The sequence below is a fragment of the Actinoplanes sp. 13 genome, from assembly GCF_056134165.1.
In genome coordinates this window covers 186,418-208,966 of record NZ_JBVYOQ010000004.1, presented here as the reverse complement: position 1 = coordinate 208,966, position 22,549 = coordinate 186,418, and the positions used below count along the sequence as shown (strand labels likewise).

Here is a 22,549-nt window from a genome sequence, read left to right as displayed (position 1 = left end):
GCGAGAAGGAATCGGGTCCGCCGATACTGTGACAGGCGTCGATCGGGAGGCGGTGGGCGGTGACCGGACACGGCGCCCTGGAGCTGAGCGGGCTGCGCAAGGTCTACGGCGACAAGGTGGCGGTGGACGGGCTCGACCTGGTGGTTCCGCGGGGCGCCTTTCTGGGGCTGGTCGGGCCGAACGGGGCGGGCAAGACGACCGCGCTGTCGATGGCGGTGGGGCTGCTGCGGCCGGACGCGGGCGGTTCGGCGGTCTTCGGCGTTCCGGTCTGGCCGGACGGGGCGCGGGCGAAATCGATGATGGGCGTGCTGCCCGCCGACCTGGCGCTGCCCGAGCACCTCACCGGCCGTGAGTTGCTCACCTTCCTCGGCCTGCTGCGCGGCTTGGACGCGGGCGTGACCGCTGACCGGGCCCAGGGACTGCTCGAAGTGATGGAGCTGACCGGCGCCGAGCGCACGCTGGTGCTCGACTACTCCACCGGGATGCGGAAGAAGATCGGCCTGGCCGTGGCGCTGCTGCACAACCCGCGGCTGCTGGTGCTGGACGAGCCGTTCGAGGCCGTCGACCCGGTGTCCGCCGTCGCGCTCAAGGCGATTCTGACCGGGTTCGTGGCGGCGGGCGGCACGATCGTGCTGTCCAGCCACGTGATGGCCCTGGTCGAGCAGCTGTGCGACACGGTCGCGGTGATGGTCGGCGGGCGGCTGGCGGCGGCGGGCCCGCTCGGCGAGGTGCGCGGTGACGGCACGCTGGAGGAGGCCTTCGTCACGCTGGCCGCGGACGGGGACGCCGGCGGGGCGGGTGAGGCGAGAGGGCTGTCGTGGTTGGCGTCCTGATCCGGATGAAGCTGACCATCCTCCGGAACGCCACGACCGGCGGCAAGCTCGCCTGGATGGTCCTCGGCGGGGTCGCCGGCACCGTGCTCGGCGGCGCTACGATCTGGCTCAGCCTGACCCCGGCCGTCGGCCCTGAGGTGGCGGCCGACCTGCTCGCCGCCGTCTATCTCACGTGGCTGCTGGGCTGGATCGCGAGCCCGCTGTGGGCCGGGCCGCCGGTGCTGCGCACCGAGCATTTCGCTCTGCTGGGCCTGCCACGCCGCCGGCTCGCGACGGGGCTGCTGGGTGCCGCTTTCGTCGGCGTGACCTCGCTGGTCACTCTGCTCACGCTGACGAGCATCATTTCGTACGCGACGAGGCTCGGGTTCCGGGCCGCTCTGGTGGCGGTGCCGGCGACCGCGCTGCAGCTGGTGACTGTGGTGCTGCTCGCGCGGGTGTGCACCGGCGCGCTGGCCCGGCTCGCCACCGCGCGCACCGGTGCGGTGCTGACCGGCACGTTCCTCGGGGCGTTGCAGGTGCTGCTGCAGTCGGGCTGGATCCTGCTGGTCGCCGTGGTGGTGTCCGGCGTGCTGGACGCCGGTTTCCCGGACCCGGTCGCGATCGCGCTGCGGGCCGTCCCGTCGGGTTGGGGCCTGACCGTGGTGGAGGCCGCGGGGCGGGGGTCCTGGGCGGTGGCGTTCGGCGCGCTGGCGGGCATGGCCGCGTTCCTGTTGGTGCTGCTGCTGATGTGGAGCCGCGGGCTGGACGTTCCGCGCACCGGGCGGGTCACGGTCCGCGGGAGTGCCGACGTCGCGCCGCGGCGGCGGGGGCCGTTCGCCACGCGTACCGGCGCGGTCCTGCTCAAGGAGCTGCGGGCCTGGCGGCGGGATCCGGGGCGGGCGCAGGCGGTGACCGTACCGGTGGTGTGGGCGTTCGGCACCACGCTGCTGCCGCTCACGTTCGGGTCGACCGTCCTGCTGCCGTGGACGGCGCCGATGCTGGCGCTGATGGCGGCCACCTCGGCGGTGAACTTCCTCGGTGACAGCGGCACCGCGCTGTGGCTGACCCTGCAGACCGGCACGGAGCGGGCCGAGATCCGCGGGCGGCAGCTCGCGTTGCTGCTGGTGTTCGGCCCGCTCGTCGCGGTCACGGCGGTCGTGCTGACCGGCGGGAGCGCTCTGACCTGGACGTGGCCGTGGGTGCTGGCCCTGACCCCGGCGCTGCTCGGCGGCGGTCTCGGCCTGGTCGCGTGGCTGTCGGTGGTCGCGCTGGTGCCCAGCCCGGACCGGCACCGGCGGCCCGGTGGCGAGGCGGCGCACGCCGACGTCACCGCGCCCGCGTTCCTGCTGTTCTGGGCCGGGTTGCTGCCCGCGCTGCCGGCCGCTGGGCTGGTGCTTGCCGGCACGCTGCTCGACGACGACGTACTGCGCTGGAGCGGGGTGCCGGCCGGGCTGGTCAGCGGGGTGGGCACGGCGTGGTGGCTGGGGCGGGTCGCGCATCGGCGGCTGCGACAGCGCGGACCCGAGTTGCTGGAGCTGATGCGAACGACCCGGCCGAGCCGGCCGCCGCCGGTGGTGGTGTCGCCGCCGGCCCCGGCCGGTTCCTCGCGGCGCCGCACGGCGGTCGCGATCGTCGGCTGGATTCTGGGGCCGATCGCGGCGGTGCCGCAGGGCCTCGTCCCGATGGCGTTCCTGCTCGCCGGTGTGGAGGTGCGGTCGTGGTTCCTGGTGATGCATCTGGCGGCGCCGTTGCGCTGGCCGGTGGCGGTGCTGTCGGTGGCCGTCGGGACGGTGCTGCTGGTCGCCGCGATCCGGGCGTCCACACCGGACGAGGGGCCCGCCGCGGGGTGAGGGTGACGGGCCGCTTCCGCCCGGCGGCCCGCGCTGCGGCCGCGAGGTCGCAGCGTGGTCGCGGTGTGGCCACGGGACTTGGCACAGGTCGTACCAGAATCGGATGTTGAACTTGTTGGTTCAGTGTCTTAAGGTGAACCGCATGGTTCAGCAAGCCGTCCTCGATCGCGTCTTCGCCGCCCTGGCGGATCCTACCCGCCGCGGCATCCTGGTGCGTCTGGGCGAGTGCCCGGCGACCATCGGGGAGCTCGCCGGGCCCACCGGGATGACGCTGACCGGCATGAAGAAGCACGTGCGGGTGCTGGAGGACGCCGGCCTCGTCGTCACCGAGAAGGTGGGCCGGTCGCGGCAGTGCCGTCTCGGCACCGCACCGCTGGACGACGCGATGGCGTGGATCAGCTTCTACCAACGGCTCTGGGCCCGCCGTCTCGACGGCCTCGACGCCTACTTCACTCTGCGATCCGACCCGGAAGGACCACGATGACGCTGGAGATGCGGATGACGCGGCAGCTGCCCGCGACGCCCGAGGAGGTGTTCGACGCCTACACCGACGCCGAGCAGCAGAAGATCTGGTTCACGATCCTCGACGAGAAGCCGGGCATCGTGGAGATCGACGTCGATCTGCGGGTCGGTGGCCGGCAGACCGCGGTGTGGGGACCCAGCCCCGACATGCTGTTCCGGGAGACGCAGACGTTCGTGGAGATCGACCGTCCGCACCGCCTGGTCACCGAGTCGACGGGTGTCAGCCCGGACGGCATGACCATGACGACCCGCATCGAGATCTCCTTCCTGGCGAGCGACGGCGGCACACTGATGACGGTCGTGCAGAGCGGGTTCCCGGCGCCGGAGATCCGCGACTTCTTCGTCACCGAGGTGTGGGCCGGCGCGTTCGCCCGCATCGAGGCCTTCCTGACCCGCCGGCCGGTGCGCGATGTCTAGGCTTCCGCGCGCGGCGCTGATCGCCGCGGCGGGCGCCGTCGCGGTGCTGGTGAACCTCGCCGTCCACCTCGCCGGGCGGGCCGCCGGTGGCACGTTCGCCTTCACCTCGCCGCAGGGCCGGGCCGAGGTGGACGCCGTGACGGTGGCGGGGTTCAGCCTGCTGCCGCTGGTCGCCGGGCTCACCGTCGTCGCGCTGCTGGCGCCGCGGGCCGCCTGGGTGACGAGGGTCGCGCTCGTCGCCGGCCCGGTGCTGGCGGTCGGCACCATCGCCGTGATGACACTGCCCGCCGACTTCGACACCGCCAGCAAGGTCGCCCTGGCGGTGTGCCACCTGACGCTCGTGCCGATCATCCTGGTGGCCGTCCCGGCTCTGGGCCGGAGAGCCGGCAGCGCAGCAGCGGGGCCGGCACACGCGAGCAGCGCGCCGGGTCGACGGTGAGGCCACGCTCCGAGCCCACAGCCAGTTCGGGTACGGCGCACTCAGGCCCCGGGGGACGGTGATCGGGGCGGGCCGGTCGGGGCGCATCGCCTACCGTACGGGCCGGGCGAGCATGCCGGTGCGCTGTGCTCCGCTGATGGGTTAGCCTGAGACAGCGATTTCCGTCGATGATCCCGCTTACGGTTGGGAGCGCTCCCACTCGCACTCAGGAGGCGTTGCCATCTCTCACGTCGCCGTGACCCCCGCGAACGACGCCCCGGCGCCGGAGACCGTGGAACCGCCGAGCCCCGGCCGGCTGTCCCGGCTCCTCGCGGCGGCACGTCCGGCGGCGCCCGCGATCGGGCTTTACCTGCTGTTGCGCACGCTCAGCCTCGAGGTCATGTATGTGCTGGCCGCGCACGCGCACACCCGGGCGCCGGGCCGGCAGGTCTACCCGGACGGGTCGATCAACAACCAGTGGCGGACCTTCGTCTCCTCCCTGGACGCGCTGGTGTCGTGGGACGCACGGTGGTACATCAAGATCGCGGGCAGCGGCCTCGGCGGTCCGGTGGGAGCCGTCGACGCCGACGGTGTGCCGTACGAGCTGCGCCTGATGTTCTTCCCGCTCTACCCGTGGCTGGCCCGCCCGCTGACCCACCTGCCGTTCGTCACCCCGATGACCGCGTGCCTGATCGTCTCCTTCGTCGCGGCCGTCGCCGCCGCCTGGGGGATGTACGCGATCGGCCGGCACGTCCACAGCCACCGCACCGGCGTCCTGCTCGCCGCGCTGTGGGCGGTGGCCCCCGCGGCCCTGACGCAGAACGGCGCGTTCACCGAGTCGCTGTTCACCGCCCTGGCGGCCTGGGCGCTCTACGCCGTGCTCAAGGAACGCTGGCTCCTCGCCGGCCTGCTCGCCGGGCTGAGCGGCCTGAGCCGGCCCACCGCCGCCGCACTGATCGGCACCGTCGGCCTGGCCGCGCTGATCGCCGCCGTCTCCCGGCGGGGCGGCTGGCGGCCGTACGCCGCGATGCTGCTCGCCCCGGCCGGCCTCGCCGCCTACCTGGCCTACGCGTCCGCCGAGCTCGGCAGCCTCTCCCGGTATTTCGCGATCCACCACGACAACTTCAGCGCGTGGTGGGATTACGGCCGCGGCACCTGGCAGTCCGTCGCGGACATCATGATCGGGGTCGGCGACGACAACGCCGGCAAACCGATCCGGATCCTGTCCGTGCTGATCCTGGCCGGGTTCCTCGTCCTGCTGGTGCTGCTGGCCCGCCGCGGCCCGTGGCAGCTGACCGTGTTCGCCGCCGCGACGCTGGTGCTGGCGGCCGGCTCGCACGCGCACATCTCGATGATGGGCCGCCATCTGCTGCCCGCCTTCCCGGTCCTGCTCGTGCCCGCCGTCGCACTGGCCCGCACCCGGACCCGCGACCTCACCGTCGTGCTCGGCTCGCTCGCGCTGCTGTCCGGCTGGTACGCGGGCTGGCTGCCGTTCATCTCCGGTCAGGCGATCTGATCCACGGCGCTCTGACAGGATGGCGGCTGTGCGTGCCGTAGTCGTCGACGAGGTCCGGGCCCGGCCACGGGTGCTCGACGTTCCTCAGCCGTCCGCCCCGGCCGGCGGGGTGGTGGTCCGGGTGATGGCGACCGGGATGTGCCGCAGCGACTGGCACGGCTGGGCGGGGCACGACGACGACATCGTGTTCCCGCACGTGCCGGGCCACGAACTGGCCGGCGTCGTGGTCGAGGCCGGCGCGGACGTCCGGCGCTGGACGGCCGGCGACCGGGTGACCGTGCCGTTCGTCTGCGGCTGCGGCCGGTGCGAGTGGTGCCGGTCCGGCCAGGCCCAGGTCTGCCCCGATCAGCAGCAGCCCGGTTTCACGCACTGGGGGTCCTTCGCCGAGTACGTCGCCCTGCACGCCGCCGACACCAACCTGATCGCCATCCCCGGCCAGGTCGGCTTCGCGGCCGCGGCCGGGCTCGGCTGCCGGTTCGCCACCGCGTACCGGGCCCTCGCCGGCCGCGCCCGGCTCGCCGCGGGCGAGTGGGTGACCGTGGTCGGCGCCGGCGGGGTGGGGCTGAGCGCGGTGATGATCGCCCGGGCGCTGGGCGGCCGGGTGATCGCCGTGGACCGCAACCCGGAAGCGCTCGCCGCGGCGACCGCTCTCGGCGCGGACCACACGGTGCACGCCGGCGGCACCGACGTCCCGGCCGCGGTCGCCGACCTCACCGGCGGAGGCAGCCACGTCGCGATGGACGCGGTCGGCAGCGAACAGACCTGCGCCGACGCGCTCCTCAGCCTGCGCCGCCGGGGCCGCCACCTCCAGGTCGGGCTGCTGCCACCGGTCGGCGGTCACCCGCGGGTGCCGATGGCGCGGGTCATCGGGTGGGAACTCGACGTGCTCGGCAGCCACGGGATGGCGGCGGCCGACTATCCGGCCATGATGGAGCTGATCCGGCAGGGGACGCTGGAGCCGCAGCGGCTGATCGAGCGCACCATCGGGCTGGCGGAGGCTGCGGCGCTGCTGCCCACTTTCGATCAGGCCACGGTCGCCGGCATGACGATGATCGACCCGGCGGCCTGAGGCCGATCAGCCCTCGGACACACACGACTCCGGGACGGTCAACGCCTCGACCAGACGGGTGGCTGCCCGGGTGTGCTTCGCATAGGCCTCCGGAAACGCCGATATCTGTACGGCCTGAGCAGCCTCGGTCAGCCGCATCTCCCGCCAGCCGCGAACCGTCTGCAGCTTGTCGTAGAACTTGCGGGTCTGATAGGCCGGGTCGGACAACTGCTTCGGTGTCCCCCAGCCCTGGCTGGGCCGTTGCTGGAACAGGCCGATCGAGTCCCGGTCGCCGCCGCGCAGGTTACGAAGGCCGGACTCCTGCATGGCGGTGGCGACGGCGATCACCTGGGCCTGCTCGGGAAGTCCGCGCTCCGTGCCGATGGTGACGATGACGCGGGCGTTGCCGAGCTGTTCCCCGGTCCAGCCGTCCAAGGCGGGTGCCGGGGCCGAGGCCGCGGGGCCGGGGGTGCAGGCGGCGTCGGCGCGGAGCAGCGGACTGAGCAGGAAGCCGACCAGGGCGGCGGCGGCGATGACGAAGAGCGAGCGCACTACTGGCGATACCTTCCGGGGCGTGGGGTCCGGCGAAGGGTACCGGTCGAGGTGTCGACTGTGGATCACAGGTCGCGCATGGTCACCGCGTGCGAGGGACATTCGCGGCCGGATGTGTCGGGGCAGGGCAACCCGGGTAGCTCAAAGATGATCGGAAATGTCGATGAATGGAGGCGAAGCGTCATGGCTGCCACCAAGACGGACAAGAACCGCACGAGCCGGAACGACACCCCGAACACCCCGGACGTGAGCGAGAGCAAGATCGCCCGGATGAAGGTCGACGAGCTGCGCCGGGAGCTGAAGAACCGCGGGGTCAAGGGCACCGAGGGCCTGAAGAAACCGGAACTGGTCGACAAGCTGGTCAAGGCCGAGGTGCGGTCGGCGAAGGGTGCCACCGGTTCGCGGTCCAGCAAGGCCGGCGGGAAGAATCCGACCAGCCACAACGACACCCCGAACACCCCCGAGGTCAGCGAAAGCAAGATCGCCCGGATGAAGGCGTCCGACCTGCGGTCCCGGCTGGCCCGGCGTGGCGTCAAGGGCACGGACGAGATGAAGAAGCCGGAGCTCGTCGAGCGGTTCGTGAAGGCCGAGCTGAAGTCGGCGAAGGGCGGGAAGTCCGCGAAGGCCGGTGGCAAGTCCGCGAAGGCCGGCGGCAAGAACCCGACCAGCCACAACGACACCCCGAACACCCCCGAGGTCAGCGAAAGCAAGATTGCTCGGATGAAGGTGGACGAGCTGCGCACCCGGCTGGCCCGCCGCGGGGTGAAGGGCACGGCGGATCTCAAGAAGCCGGAGCTGGTCGAGAAGCTGGTGCAGACCCTCACCAAGAAGACCGGGAAGTCCTCCCGCAGCAAGTAGGACAGCCACTCACCGCAGCGTTCGGGCTCGCCGGCTCATCGCGAGATCAGGCCGGCGAGCCGCCGCACTACGTCCAGCCCTACTTCGGAACTACGCGTAGGCGCCTGGGAAACGGCCGCGGGCGTGGATACGGTCCTTCTGTGTCCGTTCCGAGTGTCCTCGCCGCCACACGTTCACCCCGGTTCCTGATCAGCGGGTGGCCGTGGCGGTCGCTGCTGTTCGTGCTCAGCACGGTGCCGGTGGCCGTGGCCGTCGCGGTGCCCCTCGGAATCCTGGGCGCGCCGTGGATCGTGCTGCTGCGCCGGCTGTACACCGGCGACGCCGACCCGGTCGTCTCGCTGCTGCTGTTCCTGGGCGGCGGGGCACTGCTCGCCGGGCTGGGACCGCTGGTCACCCGGCCGCTGCCGGCGCTGGAACGGCACCGGTTGCGGCTCGTCGACGACCGGGTGCTGCGGGCCGGGCACTCGCCGTGGCGCCGGCTGGGATACGCGGCGGTGCTGGTCACGGCGGTGCCGGTGGGGTACGCCGCGCTCGCCGTGACGATCATCCTGGTCGCGGTCTGCGCGTTCAGCCCGCTGCTGGTGGCGGGCGGGCCGATCTCGTTCGGGACGGTCACCATCGTGACGGCGGAGCAGGCCGTGCCGTACGCGATCGGCGCTCTGCCGGCCCTTCTGGCCCTCCCCTATCTGATCGCGGTGACCGCCGCCGCGCACGCCGCGACAGCCCGTGCCGTGCTGCACACCGCGCCGGCCGACGCCCTGCGCGCGGAGCTGGTGGAGGTCTCGCAGTCCCGGGCCAGGCTGGCCGACGCGTTCGAGGAGGAACGTCGCCGCATCGAGCGCGACCTGCACGACGGTGCCCAGCAGAAACTGGTCGGGCTGACACTGCAGCTGGGTCTCGCCCGGGTCGACCTGGCCGACGACTCACCGGCCGCCGGCGCGGTGGCCACCGCCCACCGGCAGGCCAAGGAGCTGATGGGCGAGCTGCGCGAGCTGATCCACGGCATCCGCCCGCAGCTGCTGACCGACCTCGGGCTCGGGGCGGCGTTGCGTGAGCTGGCCGGCCAGGCGGCCGTCCCGATGAGCGTCCGCGACGAGCTGGGGCGGCGCCTCCCCGGGCACGTGGAGGTGACGGCCTATTTCGTGGTCGCCGAACTGCTCGCCAACGTCGCCAAGCACAGCGGCGCGACCCGTGCCACGGTGAGCGCCGTCGAACAGGACGGCCTGCTGGTCGTGGAGGTCACCGACGACGGGCGGGGCGGAGCCGACCCGGCCCGCGGCACCGGCCTGACCGGGTTGGCCGACCGGGTGGCCGTCGCCGACGGGCGGATGCTGCTGGCCAGCCCCGCCGGCGGTCCCACGATGGTCCGGGTGGAGCTGCCGTGCCCGACGACGTGACGGTGGTGCTCGCCGAGGACGGGGTGCTTCTGCGCGAGGGACTGGCCGGGCTGCTGGAGCGCTTCGGGTTCCCGGTGGTGGCCGCCGTCGGTGACGCCGAGGCGCTGCTGCGTGCCGTCGCCCACCACCGGCCGGGACTGGTGATCACCGACATCCGGATGCCGCCCGGCTTCACCGACGAGGGCCTGCGTGCCGCTGTCCGGCTGCGCCGGGAACACCCCGGGCTCGCCGTGGTGGCCCTCAGTCAGTACGTGCAGCACGGGTACGCGGCCGAACTGCTCGGCTCCGGTGCCGGCCGGGGAGTCGGTTACCTGCTCAAGGACCGTGTGGTGGACGTGAACGAATTCGTCACGGCGCTGCGCCGGGTGGTCGCCGGCGGCACGGTCATCGACCCGGACGTGGTCCGCCGCCTGCTCGGCCGCACCACCGACCCGGTGGCCCGGTTGTCGGCCCGGGAGCGCGAGGTGCTGGCGCTGATCGCCGAGGGGCACTCCAACGCCGCCATCGCCCGGACCTTGGTGCTGTCCGAGGCAGCCGTCGGCAAGCACGTCGGCAACATCCTGGCCAAACTGGACCTGCCGCCCGACGACTCGGCGAACCGGCGGGTGCTGGCCGTGCTCACCTATCTGAAGGATCAGGCATAGGCCTGGCTCGGGCCGCCCGCATGATCTTGGCGACCATCGCCGGGCGCAGCAGGATCGTCGCCGGCTCGAGCAGGTGCTGCACCTTGACGATCGCCGCCACCACCTCGGCGGAGACGTGGGTGGCCCGCACGATGCGGCGCTGGTACCACTTCGTCACCGCGAGGCCGCGCGGCTTCGGCCCGGTGGTGCCGGGATAGGCGAAGTCCGTCGCGGCGGCCATGTCCCAGGCGACCGCGATCAGGCCGGCGCTGCGGCGGTAGAAGTCGCGGGCCAGCGCCGCGTCGGTAGCCCGCCGCCGCCGGTCGAGGCACTCCCCCAACGTGATGGCCTCCAGCGCGGCGACGGTCATGCCGTGGCCGTACACCGGGTTGAAGCTGCACAGGGCATCGCCGACGGCGACGTAGCCGCCGGGGAGCCGGCGGAGGCGTTCGAAGTGCCGTCGCCGGCTGGCCGGATAGGAGAAGGCGACCGGCTCGCCCAGCGGTTCGGATCCGCGCAGGAACTCGGCGATCGACGTTTCCGGCAGCTCGTCGGCGAAGCGCTGGAACCCCTCGGGATCGGCCGGGGCGCGCTCGCCGTGATATCCGCCGAGGGTGACGAACCATTTGTCACCCTCGGCCGCGAAGGCGGCGCCGTAACGCCGATGGCCGGGCGGGCTCTCCGCCGCCACCAGCATGCCGGGCCCGCCCAGGCGGTCCGGCCGGCCATGGACCAGCTGGGTCGTGTAGTGCATGCGGACCGTGATCACGGACTCGGGCGCGGCGGGGAAGCCCAGCTCGCGCAGCCAGCCGCCGGAGCGGCTGCCGCGACCGCTGGCGTCGACGACCAGGTCGGCCGGCAGCTCGTCCCCGCCGGACAGCGCCACCCCGGTGACCCGCTCCCCCGCCCGGCCGGTCAGGCCGGCGACGGTCGTCTCCGCGCGGATCTCCACGTGCGGCAGCTCCCGCAGCCGGCGCCGCACATGGCTTTCCAGCAGGGGCCGGCTCAGGCAGAGCATCTCGATGCCGCTGTCCGCGCGCGCCCGATGACCGTCGAGCTGCCACACGATCGCGTCGCGGACCACGTCGATCCACCGCGCGCCCGACGCGACCAGCTCGTCGGTCAGGCCGGGGAACAGCTTCTCCAGCGCCGTGCGTCCCACCGCCAGCAGGACGTGCGGGTGCGCGCCCTGCGGCACACCCCGGCGGCTGCCGGGCTCCGCCGGCAGGCTGTCCCGGTCGACGACCGTCACCCGGGCGAACCGGTCGGCCAGCACCCGCGCGGCCGCCAGGCCCGCCATCCCCGCGCCGATGACCACGGCCTGGCCGGTCACCGCCTGCGACCCGGTCCCGCTGTCGTCACGCACACCGTGAGCGTGCCAGCCCGGATCGGGGCATGTCCAGGAGCCGGCCCGCGACGCACCGGCCAGTCTCAGCGCCGATTAATCGTTTTCCTTCCGTCCGGAACGTCGCGACAGTTGACCGATGATCGACAAGTTCAACCCACCGACTGTCCACGTGCCGGACGGCTACAGCCACGTGACGATCTCCCCTGCGGGCCGGCTGGCGCATCTCGCCGGGCAGTGCCCGCTCGACCTCTCCGGCGAAGTGGTCGGCGAGCCCGGCGACCACGCCGCCCAGACCGAGCAGGTGATCACGAATTGCCTGGCGGTTCTCCAGGCCGCCGGTGCCGGCCCGGCTGATGTCGTCCGGTCGGTCGTCTATGTGCTCAGCCCGGACAGTTCGATGCTGTCGTCGGTGTGGCGACAACTCAACGCGTCGCCACTGGCCGAAGCATTTACTACCGCCAGCACGTTGCTGGGTGTGGCGTCGCTCGGCTACCGCGGGCAACTCGTCGAAATCGATCTCACTGCAGCACTTCCGGAATGACCGTCGCGCGCCACCACCTTCGGTCTCTCAATCGGACCGGACACACGGTGGCGTCAGCGGTTGAACCTCGCCGGCCAGGCCCAGACGTTACGCCGTTCAGCCTGGACATCGCCTTGTCGTGGATACCCTCAGCTCATGGGGCTGTTCCGCAGGGCGACGGCGCTGCGAACACAAGACGCCCCGGCTGTCGTTGAAGCGATTGTCCGGGTCGCCACTGATCACGCATTGCTGCGCAGCCGATTCATTCGGGTGAGGGCGACCAGCGCACCGAGGTGGCGGTGGTTCCAGCGGCAGATGGCTGGGTGGTGGTCTTCTGGCCGCGCTTCACCGGCTTCCTCATCAAAGCCACCGTGCGGCTGTCGGCCGAACTCGGGGTAACCGCAAGTGCGCAGCGCTGTGGACACGATTCACGACGATCCGCATGTCTGCTGACGGTCTCGTCTGAAAGTTGAATGGGCTACAACTTCTACGTAACGCGGGCAGCGAACGTTTGAGAGAGCAAGGAGACGCCCACCCGGAGGCATAAGGTCGGGCGACAACGGCATTCTCGTCGGGTCCTCGGCCGCCCTCTTGTGAACTCGGCCGCGCGGATCGCCTCCATCACCGACAGCCTTCACCAACACGTCGGCTTTCCAGGGCACATCGGATGATCGGCGAAGATCGCGTCTGGACAGGCGACTGTTCTCGCGCGGCTCAGATGGTTGCATGGTAGCTGGTTGCGATCGGGCAGGGAGGTAAACGGGATGGCGCTCGCCGATCTCCCGCAGGTGCCGGAGCTTATTCAGTTCGACGACTGGTTCAAGAGCGCCCTCAGCACTCTCGGGGTGAGCGCCGGCATCGTGTCGCTGGTCGGTCTGGCCTTCGCGATCCAGTCCTGGTGGGACGCCGCCAAACAGGTCCATGTGGGATCCCGCTGGCTAGGTACCAAGGCGCGGGGCGCTGGCATCGCCCTGATGCGGATGCGCTTAGCGCGAGCCGTGGTTGCCCTACTCACCACACTTTTTGTCCCGCCCGCTCAATTGCTCACCCTCTGGTTGTGCTATCTGGGCGGCAACTACATGTCGATGGGCTTTGGCGACGACGCCCGGGCTATGGCGGCGCTCACTCTACTGCGCCAAGACCCCTGGGTTGTGCTTCACCCCGATCGAGCCGCTGAGGTACTCACGCTTGACTGGTGGTCCGGCGGCTGTGTCGTGCTCGCCGCCGTTGTCCTCCTCCATTCCTACAAGCTGGCGGCCGACGGCAGGGATGCCGACTTCTTCAGCGCAGGCGCTCTCCTGGCGGGCCCAATCACCCTGATCCTTCTTTTGGCCGGGGGCGTCACGATCCTCTGCGGTCTTCTTTTGCTGCTGATCCTCGCTCTGTCGCTGGTATTTGACGCCTCAGCCAACGATTTCATGCGCGAGAACCTGCCGGCATTGGTCCCATTGCTGATAGGCACCGGAATCTGCTTGGCGTACTTTCTGGCATGCCAGGCGGCGGTCCGCGGCTCAAAGCTCGTAGTCCGAGCCTGGACACCTCCACGCCGTGTGGCCGACCCGGCCACCACCCAGGCCTGGTAAACCATTCTCCGGTTGATCAGGTGCACGGATCTGCCTCTGCGCGCGCGAGTCGACCGCGGCGGAGCATCACACGCTGTAGCCGCCTCGGAGCTTCAGCGCTCGGAACTGCCGAAGAGAGTGCGTTGATGACATACCGTGCTGTTGCACGGAAAGGACACGTCGCATGGCGTTTCGGGTTGAGCGGGGAGCAACGGGCTTCGCCAGTTCTGAGTCAGAGCGTTGCTCTGTTGATATCCGCCTGTTCAGGACCGGATGCTATGCAGCGTCGAGGGCTGCGAATGGAGCCGTCGAACAGTTCGCCCAGCGCGAGTATCCACTCCGCTGTGATTGCGACGCTGGCTGTTCGGCTGCGAGTCCTGTGTCATGCCACGCATCCGTGGGTTGCCTTCACCGAGGACGGAACGAGTTCCTGGGCTGACCCTGGGATCTTCGTCGACCCGCCGCCGTGGACCGAGGTCTTCGCTGACCTAGGCTTCACGCTGCTCAGCCGAAAGTTGCTCACACGTTCACTTCGGAGCAGCTTGCCGCCGCCCGCGAGATCGCCGCGGCCCTTCAAGCCCGCCTGTCGCGACCCGTCTCGCACGCGACCGAACGAAGCCGCACATGAATCCGCGCCGGTGTGTGACGGCGGTCATAGCTGGCTCCCTGTCACGCGTCCGAGACTGGAGCGTCATCCCGGTCGCAGGGCAGAGGGGACCTCGTGCGTCAAACGCAGTCTGCGCCAGCCGGGCGGCTGATCGGACGACAGGCCGAGTGCGCCGCGCTGGACCGGATGATCCAGGCGTTGCGTAACGGCGAGAGCCGGGTGCTGGTGCTGCACGGCGCCGCCGGGATCGGCAAGTCCGCCCTGCTGGATCACGCACAGCGCACCGCCGGGAACACCCGTGTGCTGCGGGCTGCGGGTGTCGAGTCCGAGATGGAGCTGCCCTACGCCACCCTGCATCAGGTGTGCGGGCCGCTGCTCGACCGTGTCCCGCATCTGCCCGACCTGCAGCGTGAGGCGCTGGAAACCATCTTCGGGATGCGCTCCGCGCCGCCGCCGGAGCGGTTCCTGGTCGGCCTGGCCGTCCTCAGCCTGCTGTCGGACGCCTCCGCCCACCGTCCGCTGATGTGCCTGCTCGACGACGCGCAATGGATGGACCAGGCGTCGGCGCAGGTTCTCGGGTTCGTCGCCAGGCGGCTGCTGGCCGAGTCGGTCGCGCTGGTCTTCAGCGCCCGTGTGCGCAGCCGGGAGCTGCGCGACCTGCCCGGCCTCGAGGTCACCGGTTTGCGCGACGCCGACGCGCACGCGCTGCTGAGCTCCGTCACCCACTCCGGCCTGGACCAGCACATCCGTAACCGGCTCGTGGCGGAGACCCGCGGCAATCCCCTTGCCCTGCTGGAACTGCCGCGCGGGCTGAGCCGGACCCAGATGGCCGGCGGGTTCGGCCTGCTGAGCGCCGACGCGCTGCCCCGACGGATCGAGGAGAGTTTCCTGACCCGGGTCGACGGGCTGCCCGAGCAGACCCGGCGGCTGCTGCTGATCGCCGCGGCCGAGCCCGTCGGTGACCCGGTTCTGGTGTGGCGCGCCGCTGAACGGCTCGGCGTGACCGTGGCGAGCGCCCTGGCCGGCGGGACGGACGGGCTGCTCACGGTTGCCGAGCGCGTCACGTTCCGCCATCCGCTCGTGCGGTCGGCCGTCTACCAGGCGGCGCCGGTGGACGAGCGCCGCGCCGTACATCTGGCTCTGGCCGAAGGCATTGATGCCGGGACCGATCCGGACCGCCGGGCCTGGCATCTGGCGGCCGCTGCCGGCGGCCCCGACGAGGGGATCGCCGCCGAGCTGGAACGGTGCGCCGAGCGCGCGCAGGCGCGCGGCGGCCTGGCCGCGGCTGCCGCTTTCCTGCAACGGTCGGTGAGCCTCACCACCGACCCCTTCCGGCGCGCCGAGCGCGCGGTCGCGGCCGCCGCCGCGACCCTGCATGCCGGCGAAGTGGAGGGCGCACGCCGATACCTCGGCATCGCCGAACGCGACGCGCAGAGCGAGTTCCACCGGGTCCGGGCCCATCTCGTACGCAGTGAGATCGCGTTCACCACCGGCATGAACCACGAAGCGCCGCCGTTGCTGCTGGCGGCCGCGCAGCGCCTGGAACCGTTCGACGTCCAGCTCGCCCGCGAGACGTACCTGATGGCCTGGGGCACCACCGCGCTGGTCGCCGCGGACGCGGACAGCCTGTTGGCGATCTCGCAGGCGATCAGGACGCTGGCGCCCAGGCCCGGGCCCGCCGATGTGCTCGATCTCCTGCTCGAGGGCGGCGCCCTGCTGGTCACCGACGGGCGCGCGGCGGCCGTCCCGGTACTCCAGCGCGCCCTTCCCGGCCTGCTCGACCTGCCCGCACGCGACATGCTCAAGTGGGGCTGGGTCGCCAACGGAATGATCCCCGCGCTCTGGGATTTTCCGGCGGTGTACGCGAGCTATCGGCGGGCAGCGGCGATGGTCCGTGCCGCGGGCGCGCTCAACGAGCTGCTCTTCTGCCTCACCTCCCTCGGCATCTGGACCTCGTGGGCCGGTGACTTCGCCGTCGCCGACTCGATCGCCGCCGAGATCGAGACCGTGGCCGCGATCGTCGGCGCCCCGATGGCGCCACACGTGCGGTTGCGGCTGGCCGCGCTGCGCGGCCGGCGGGAGCAAGCCACCAAGCTGATCCTGACGACGATCGCCGAGCTCGGCGCGAGCGGACAGCTGATGGGCGTCACGGTCGCCCAGTGGTCGGCCGCGGTGCTGCACAACAGCCTCGGACAGTACGAGCAGGCGGCTGCGGCGGCCCGGGCCAGCTCCGAGGTCGCCGAGCTGTGGGTCGCGATCTGGGCTCTGCCGGAACTCATCGAGGCCGCGGTGCGCACCGGGGACCGGCAGGCCGCCCGGCAGGCCTTCGAGCGACTGACCGACGCGGCGCAGCCGTGCGACACCGACTGGGCACAGGGCACCCTGGCCCGCGCCGGGGCTCTGCTCGCCGAGGGCGGCACGGCGGACCGTCTCTACCGGGAGGCGATCGAACGGCTCGGCCGCACCCCGCTACGCCCCGAGTTCGCCCGCGCCCACCTGCTGTACGGCGAATGGCTGTGCCACACGCAGCGCACCGCCGACGGCCGCGTTCAGCTGCAGACGGCGTACGAGCTGTTCGTGGCGATCGGCATGGAGGCGTTCGCCGAGCGCGCCCGCCGGGGTCTGCTCGGCGCCGGAACGGCGGTCCGCAAGCAGCAGACCGGGGCCGCGTCGATCGACGAGCTCACCCCGCAGGAGAAGCAGATCGCTGTACTCGTCCGTGACGGCCTGTCAAATCCGGAAGTTGGCGCGCGGCTGTTTCTCAGTCCCCGGACGGTCGAATGGCATTTGAGAAAGATATTCGCCAAGCTCGGGGTCAGCTCGCGCAGGCAACTACATGACGCGCTGCCACGCGAAGCGGTGAACAACTGAAATCCGGGGGGATCGTGTGCACCAGCAGCTGTTCGTCGATCGAGAGACCGAACGAGCCGCTTTCGACGATCTGGTCAAGGCTCTGCGCAACGGCGAGAGCCGCGTCCTGGTGGTGCACGGCGCTCCCGGGGTCGGCAAGAGCGCACTGATCGACTACGCGGAGCGGGCCGCCGGCGATCTGCGGGTGCTGCGGGCGGCCGGAGTGGAGTCCGAGATGGAGCTCGCCTTCGCCGCACTGCACCAGATCTGCCTGCCCCTGCTCGACAGGCTGGACCATCTGCCCGCGCCCCGGCGCGAAGCGCTCGAGACGGTCTTCCGGATGCGCGCCGGCACCCCGCCCGACCCGTTTCTGGTCGGCCTGGCCGTGCTCAACCTGTTCTCCGACGCGTCCGAGCGGCAGCCCCTGCTCTGCGTGGTCGACGACACCCAGTGGCTGGACCGGGCCTCGGCGCAGGTGCTCGGCTTCGTCGCCCGCCGGCTGCTCGCCGAGTCCGTCGGCCTGATCTTCGGCACCCGGCAGCCGATCGGAGCGGAACTGGGTGGCCTGCCCGACCTGGAGGTCACCGGCCTGGCCGACGCCGACGCCCGGGTACTGCTCCACTCGGTCACCCACACCCGTCTCGACCAGCGCATCATCGACCGGATCGTGGCCGAGACCCACGGCAACCCGCTCGCTCTGATCGAGCTGCCCCGCGGGCTCAGCATGACCCAGATGGCCGGCGGCCTCGGCCTGCTCAACGCCGACACACTGCCCGGCCGCATCGAGGAGAGCTTCCTCAGCCGCATCCGCGAGCTGCCCGAGCCGACCCGCAAGCTGCTCCTGGTCGCCGCCGCGGAACCCGTCGGCGACCCGGGCCTGGTCCGCGCGGCCGCCGGCCGGCTCGGTCTGCCGATGGAGATTGTGGTCGACGGGCTGCTCACCATCACCGAACGGGTCACCTTCCGGCATCCACTGGTCCGCTCAGCCGTCTACCGGGCTGCGGATCCCGCCGACCGCCGCGCTGTGCACCTGGCGCTGGCCGAGGTCACCGACGCCCGGGACGGACCGGAGCAGCGCGCCTGGCACCGGGCGGCAGCCGCCGCCGGGCCCGACGAGACCGTCGCTGTCGGGCTCGAACAGTCCGCTGAACGCGCACAGGCCCGCGGTGGTCTCGCCGCGGCAGCGGCGTTCCTGCAGCGGGCGGTCGCGCTGACCAGCGACCCGTCCCGGCGTGCCGACCGGGCCCTGGCCGCCGCCGAGGCCAGCCTGCGCGCCGGCGAGTTCGACGACGCCCGCCGGCTGGTCAGAACCCTGCAGCATGCCCTCGACGATCGCCGGCGCGGCCGCGCCGGTCTGCTCGAGGGGCAGCTGGCCACCGCGGCCGGCGCCGGCAAGGCCGCGATCCCCATGCTGCTGGAGGCCGCCGGCCGGCTCGCCCGCGCGGATCCGCAGCTGGCCCGGGAGGCGCTGCTGCACGCCTGGGGCACGGCGGTCATCTCCGCCGACCGGGACAGTCTGGTCAACGTCGCGAAAGCGGTGCACGGCGTACCGGCGGCTGAACCGCGCAGCGCTGTGGATCTGCTGCTCGACGGCGGAGCGCTGCTGGTCACCAAGGGGTGGGGGGAGGCATCCGGCACGCTGCGCGAAGCTGCGGAACTCATCGGCGACATGCCCGTCCCGGACGTAGTCCGGTGGGGATGGATGGCCTCGTTCGCTCCCGCCGGGTTGTGGGACGTGGAAGCCATGCGTACGGTCTTCGACCGCTACGTGCGGCTGCTGCGCGACGCCGGGGCCCTGCAGACCCTGCCGTACAACCTGGCCGCGTTCGGTTACACCCTCGTCTGGGCCGGCGACTTCGAGGCGGCGGCCGCCATCCTGGCCGAGGGTGACCTGGTGGCGGCCGCGACCGGCAACCCGGTACCGGCCTACACCGCGTTGCGCCTGCTCGCCGCGCAAGGCCGGGAACGCGAGACCACCGAGCTGATCGCGGCAGCGCTGAAGGCGGCCGCTGCGGGCGGTCTCGGGTCGGCGGTGCCGGCCGCGAACTGGGCCGGCGCGCTGCTCTACAACGGCCTCGGGCGATACCCGGAGGCGATGCGGTCGGCGGTCGCCGCCGCCGCGACGAACTGGGAGCCGTTCGGCTGCGCCTGGGTGCTGCCGGAACTGGTGGAGGCGGCCACCCGCACCGGCGACATCGCCGTCGCCCGCCAGGCCCTGGCCGAGTTCGTCGAGACCACCGGGCCGTTCGACAGCGACTTCCCGGCCGGCCTGGAGGCACGCACCCGCGCTCTGCTCGCCGTCGACGACGACGCCGAGGCGCTCTACCGGGAGGCGATCGACCGGCTCGGCCGGACCCGGATGCGTCCCGACCTGGCCCGCGCCCACCTGCTGTACGGCGAATGGCTGCGCCGCCGCCGGCAGCGCGTCGACGCCCGCGAGCAACTGCGCACCGCCTACGAGATGTTCCTGTCGATCGGCATGGAGGCCTTCACCGAACGTGCCCGCCATGAGCTGGTCGCCACCGGCGAATCCGTCGCCCGGCGCACCACCGAGACCGGCAGTGGCACGAACCTGACCGCCCAGGAACGCCAGATCGCCCTGCTGGTGCGCGACGGCCTGTCCAACCCGGAGGTCGCGGCCCGGCTGTTCCTCAGCCCGCGCACCGTCGAATGGCACCTGCGCAGCATCTTCACCAAGTTCGGCATCAGCTCCCGGCGTCAGCTGCGCGACGTGCTGCCCTCCGGCGGAGCCGACCCGATCCTCGACGAAACACCCACCGGGGAAGTGACGAGATGAGCCGGCAACCGCACGCACTGTTCGGCCGCGACGCCGAACGCACCCGCCTAGACCAGACCCTCGGCGCGGTCCGCAGCGGGGAGAGCCGGGTGCTGGTCGTGCATGGCGGGGCCGGCATCGGCAAGACCGCGCTGCTCGCGTACGCCCGCGACGCCGCCACCGGCATGCGCGTGCTGCGCGCCGCCGGCGTCGAATCCGAGATGGAGCTCGCGTACGCCACCCTGCACCAGCTGTGCCTGCCGCTGCTCGACCGGCTGCCGAACCTGGCGCCCGGCCGGCGCGAAGCCCTCGAAACGGTGTTCCGGATGCGCGCCGGCACCGCCCCCGACCAGTTCCTCGTCGGGCTGGCCCTGCTCGACCTGCTGTCGGCCGCCTCCGAGCAAGGTCCGCTGCTCTGCCTGATCGACGACATGCACTGGGTGGACCGGGCCTCCGTGCAGGTCCTCGGGTTCGTCGCCCGCCGACTGCTCGCCGAATCCGTCGGCCTGCTCTTCGGTGTCCGCGTGCCGGGCCCGGAACTGCGCGGGCTGCCCGGCCTGGAGGTCACCGCCCTGCGCGACACCGACGCCTACGCCCTGCTCGACTCGATCTCGCACGCCCGCCTCGACCGGAACATCCGCGACCGGATCATCGCCGAGACCCACGGCAACCCCCTCGCCCTGGTAGAACTGGGCCGCGGGCTGACCCCGACCCAGATGGCCGGCGGGCTCGACGCCGACACGATTCCCGGCCGCATCGAGGACAGCTACCTGAACCGGATCCGGGACCTGCCCGCGGATCACCGGTTGCTTCTGCTGGTCGCCGCTGCCGAGCCGGTCGGCGACCCGGACCTGGTCCTCACCGCGGCCGAGCGGCTCGGCCTCACCGGCGCCCTCGCCGTGGCAGGCGACGCCGGTGGGCTGCTGTCGTTAGGCGAGCGGGTGACGTTCCGGCATCCGCTCGTCCGCTCTGCCGTCTACCGGGCCGCGGAGCCCGCCGACCGCCGGACCGCCCACCTCGCCCTGGCCGAGGTCACCGACCCGCTGGACGCATCCGACCGCCGTGCCTGGCATCTGGCCGCCGCGGCCACCGGCCCCGACGAGGCCGTCGCCGCCGAACTCGAACGCTGCGCCGAGCGCGCCCAGGCACGCGGCGGCGTTGCCGCGGCGGCCGCGTTCCTGCAACGCTCGGTCGTCCTCACCGGCGACGAGACCAAACGCGTCGACCGGCTGCTCGCGGCCGCGGAAGCCGGCCTGCGGGCCGGCGAACTCGACGACGTCCATCGCCTGCTGGGCGTGATCGGTGACGCACCGGTCGATCCGTTGCAGGAGGCGCGGGCCGGCGCGCTGCGCGGTCACCTCGGTTTCGTCTCCGGCGGCGGGGCGGCCGCCGTCAGGCAGTTGCTCGACGCCGGCCGCAAGCTGGAACCCGTCGCGCCCAGGCTCGCCCGCGAGACCTACCTGACCGGTTGGGGCATGGCCATCAGCGTCGCCGACCAGGACACCCTGACGGCGGTGGCACGCGCCGCCCGGGACCTGCCGGCGCCGACCGATCCCGACCCGGTGGACCTGCTGCTCGCCGGTCTGGCCCTGATCGTCACGGACGGCCGTGCGGCAGCGGCCGCCACCCTGCAACGGGCTTCGGACGCCCTGCTCGACCTCTCGCCCGCCGACGTCCTGCGGTGGGGCTGGGTCGCCACCGCCGCGAGCGCCGCCATCTGGGACGACGCCGGCATGCGTGCGCTCTACGCACGCCAGGTCCAGGTGGTCCGCGAGACCGGCGCCCTCGGGGAGCTCCCGTACCACCTGTCCACGCTCTGCAACGCGCTCTCCTGGGTGGGCGAGCTCGACACCATGGCCACCCTCATCGCGGAGGGTGAGACCATCGGGGCCGCGACCGGGCGCGCGATGCCGCCCTATTCCGCGTTGCGGCTGCTGTCTCTGCAGGGCCGCGAGACCGAGACCGTCGAGTTGGTCACAGCCTCGATCGAGAGTTCGGCCGCCAGCGGTCTCGGCATGGCGGTCACGGCCGCACAGTGGGGAGCCGCTGTCCTCTACAACGGGCTCGCCCGCTATCCGGAGGCGTTGCACGCCGCCCGATCCACGACACATGTCTCCGAACCGATGCTGTCCACCTGGCTGCTGCCCGAGCTGATCGAGGCGGCCAGCCGCGCCGGCGAGCAGGAGCTGGCCCGGGAAGCACTCGACCGGCTCCTCGAGGCGACCCAGCCGTTCGACACCGACTTCGCCGCCGGCATCGAGGCCCGAAGCCGGGCGCTGGTCAGCGACGGCGACGACACCGAGAGGCTCTACCGCGAGGCAGTCGAACGACTGGGCCGTACCCCGCTGCGCCCCGATCTGGCCCGCGCCCACCTCGTCTACGGAGAGTGGCTGCGCCGGCGCCGCCGGCGCAGCGAGGCCCGCGAGCAGCTGCGCACCGCTTACGACATGTTCGTCGCGATCGGCATGGACGCGTTCGCCGAACGCGCCCGCCGCGAGTTGCTCGCGACGGGCGAGACCGTCCGAAAACAAACCACCAATGAAACCGGCGGCGGGGAGCTGACCGCCCAGGAACGGCAGATCGCGCTGCTGGTGCGCGACGGACTGTCCAACCCGGAGGTCGCCGCCCGGCTGTTCCTCAGCCCCCGCACCGTCGAATGGCACCTGCGGAAGATCTTTCAGAAACTGTCCATCGACTCACGCCGCCAGCTGCGCGATGTGCTGCCCGGCTAGCGCAGGGACTTGACGGCGGCGCGGAGCTCCCGGGTGGTGGAGTCGCCGGCCATCGCCTGCCCGGGCTGCTCGAGCTGGGTGACGGCGACCGCCCCGGGAAACGTACGCCGATTTGTGTTCGTGCCCATGGGAACTCCTTGC

The 22,549-nt window shown here is 72.0% G+C and carries 18 protein-coding genes; 15 read left to right on the top strand and 3 right to left on the bottom strand.

Features of this window, described 5'->3' with window-relative positions; all coding sequences use genetic code 11:
• Window positions 1-59 precede the first annotated feature (59 nt).
• The 7 genes from AC0NH5_RS11335 (at window position 60) to AC0NH5_RS11305 (ending at window position 6,604) form a co-directional block, all read left to right on the top strand.
• A complete protein-coding gene (locus AC0NH5_RS11335) occupies window positions 60-833 on the top strand; it encodes an ABC transporter ATP-binding protein (protein ID WP_474402589.1) in 774 nt (257 codons plus the stop codon).
• 5 nt (window positions 834-838) lie between these two features.
• On the top strand, window positions 839-2,662 hold the full coding sequence (locus AC0NH5_RS11330) for a hypothetical protein (RefSeq protein ID WP_474402587.1): 1,824 nt from the start codon (window positions 839-841) through the stop codon (window positions 2,660-2,662).
• Window positions 2,663-2,804: 142 nt separating this feature from the next.
• On the top strand, window positions 2,805-3,146 hold the full coding sequence (locus tag AC0NH5_RS11325; RefSeq protein WP_474402586.1) for an ArsR/SmtB family transcription factor: 342 nt from the start codon (window positions 2,805-2,807) through the stop codon (window positions 3,144-3,146).
• Window positions 3,143-3,601, top strand: a complete 459-nt coding sequence (locus tag AC0NH5_RS11320; protein WP_474402584.1) for an SRPBCC family protein — start codon at window positions 3,143-3,145, stop codon at window positions 3,599-3,601. Before AC0NH5_RS11325 ends, AC0NH5_RS11320 begins: the two co-directional genes overlap by 4 nt.
• On the top strand, window positions 3,594-4,040 hold the full coding sequence (locus AC0NH5_RS11315) for a DUF6069 family protein (RefSeq protein ID WP_474402582.1): 447 nt from the start codon (window positions 3,594-3,596) through the stop codon (window positions 4,038-4,040). The genes AC0NH5_RS11320 and AC0NH5_RS11315 overlap by 8 nt, the downstream gene beginning before the upstream one ends.
• A gap of 235 nt (window positions 4,041-4,275) precedes the next feature.
• Entirely contained in the window at window positions 4,276-5,535 is a 1,260-nt protein-coding gene (locus AC0NH5_RS11310) for a glycosyltransferase family 39 protein (protein ID WP_474402581.1), read from the top strand.
• Between the two features lie 19 nt (window positions 5,536-5,554).
• A complete protein-coding gene (locus AC0NH5_RS11305) occupies window positions 5,555-6,604 on the top strand; it encodes a zinc-binding dehydrogenase (RefSeq protein ID WP_474402580.1) in 1,050 nt (349 codons plus the stop codon).
• A 6-nt stretch (window positions 6,605-6,610) separates the two neighbouring features.
• Here AC0NH5_RS11305 and AC0NH5_RS11300 read toward each other — a convergent pair whose 3' ends face one another.
• A complete protein-coding gene (locus AC0NH5_RS11300) occupies window positions 6,611-7,135 on the bottom strand; it encodes a transglycosylase SLT domain-containing protein (protein WP_474402579.1) in 525 nt (174 codons plus the stop codon).
• Between the two features lie 183 nt (window positions 7,136-7,318).
• Here AC0NH5_RS11300 and AC0NH5_RS11295 point away from each other — a divergent pair, with 183 nt between their 5' ends.
• From AC0NH5_RS11295 to AC0NH5_RS11285, 3 genes are all read left to right on the top strand, one after another.
• The gene (locus AC0NH5_RS11295) at window positions 7,319-7,993 is read left to right on the top strand and encodes a hypothetical protein (RefSeq protein ID WP_474402577.1); all 675 of its coding nucleotides are present in this window, start codon (window positions 7,319-7,321) and stop codon (window positions 7,991-7,993) included.
• A gap of 140 nt (window positions 7,994-8,133) precedes the next feature.
• The gene (locus AC0NH5_RS11290) at window positions 8,134-9,390 is read left to right on the top strand and encodes a sensor histidine kinase (RefSeq protein ID WP_474402575.1); all 1,257 of its coding nucleotides are present in this window, start codon (window positions 8,134-8,136) and stop codon (window positions 9,388-9,390) included.
• Window positions 9,375-10,034: a response regulator transcription factor gene (locus AC0NH5_RS11285; protein ID WP_474402573.1), complete on the top strand. Its 660-nt coding sequence runs from the start codon at window positions 9,375-9,377 to the stop codon at window positions 10,032-10,034. Before AC0NH5_RS11290 ends, AC0NH5_RS11285 begins: the two co-directional genes overlap by 16 nt.
• Here AC0NH5_RS11285 and AC0NH5_RS11280 read toward each other — a convergent pair.
• Window positions 10,009-11,379, bottom strand: coding sequence for an FAD-dependent oxidoreductase (locus tag AC0NH5_RS11280; protein ID WP_474402572.1), 1,371 nt, complete (start codon window positions 11,377-11,379; stop codon window positions 10,009-10,011). The two genes, AC0NH5_RS11285 and AC0NH5_RS11280, sit on opposite strands and share 26 nt — an antisense overlap.
• Before the next feature lie 118 nt (window positions 11,380-11,497).
• Between AC0NH5_RS11280 and AC0NH5_RS11275 the strand changes: the two genes are divergently transcribed.
• The 5 genes from AC0NH5_RS11275 (at window position 11,498) to AC0NH5_RS11255 (ending at window position 22,408) form a co-directional block, all read left to right on the top strand.
• The gene (locus AC0NH5_RS11275; RefSeq protein ID WP_474402571.1) at window positions 11,498-11,902 is read left to right on the top strand and encodes a RidA family protein; all 405 of its coding nucleotides are present in this window, start codon (window positions 11,498-11,500) and stop codon (window positions 11,900-11,902) included.
• A gap of 743 nt (window positions 11,903-12,645) precedes the next feature.
• Window positions 12,646-13,464, top strand: a complete 819-nt coding sequence (locus tag AC0NH5_RS11270) for a hypothetical protein (protein ID WP_474402569.1) — start codon at window positions 12,646-12,648, stop codon at window positions 13,462-13,464.
• A 700-nt stretch (window positions 13,465-14,164) separates the two neighbouring features.
• Complete coding sequence (locus AC0NH5_RS11265; protein ID WP_474402567.1) at window positions 14,165-16,921, top strand: helix-turn-helix transcriptional regulator; 2,757 nt, start codon at window positions 14,165-14,167, stop codon at window positions 16,919-16,921.
• A 16-nt stretch (window positions 16,922-16,937) separates the two neighbouring features.
• Complete coding sequence (locus tag AC0NH5_RS11260; RefSeq protein ID WP_474402565.1) at window positions 16,938-19,697, top strand: AAA family ATPase; 2,760 nt, start codon at window positions 16,938-16,940, stop codon at window positions 19,695-19,697.
• Window positions 19,694-22,408 carry an ATP-binding protein gene (locus tag AC0NH5_RS11255; protein WP_474402564.1) on the top strand — a complete coding sequence of 905 codons (2,715 nt, stop codon included), beginning with the start codon at window positions 19,694-19,696 and terminating at the stop codon, window positions 22,406-22,408. The genes AC0NH5_RS11260 and AC0NH5_RS11255 overlap by 4 nt, the downstream gene beginning before the upstream one ends.
• On the opposite strand, the gene AC0NH5_RS11250 is transcribed toward AC0NH5_RS11255, so the two are convergent.
• On the bottom strand, window positions 22,405-22,536 hold the full coding sequence (locus AC0NH5_RS11250; protein ID WP_474402563.1) for a hypothetical protein: 132 nt from the start codon (window positions 22,534-22,536) through the stop codon (window positions 22,405-22,407). The genes AC0NH5_RS11255 and AC0NH5_RS11250 overlap by 4 nt on opposite strands.
• Window positions 22,537-22,549: the final 13 nt, after the last annotated feature.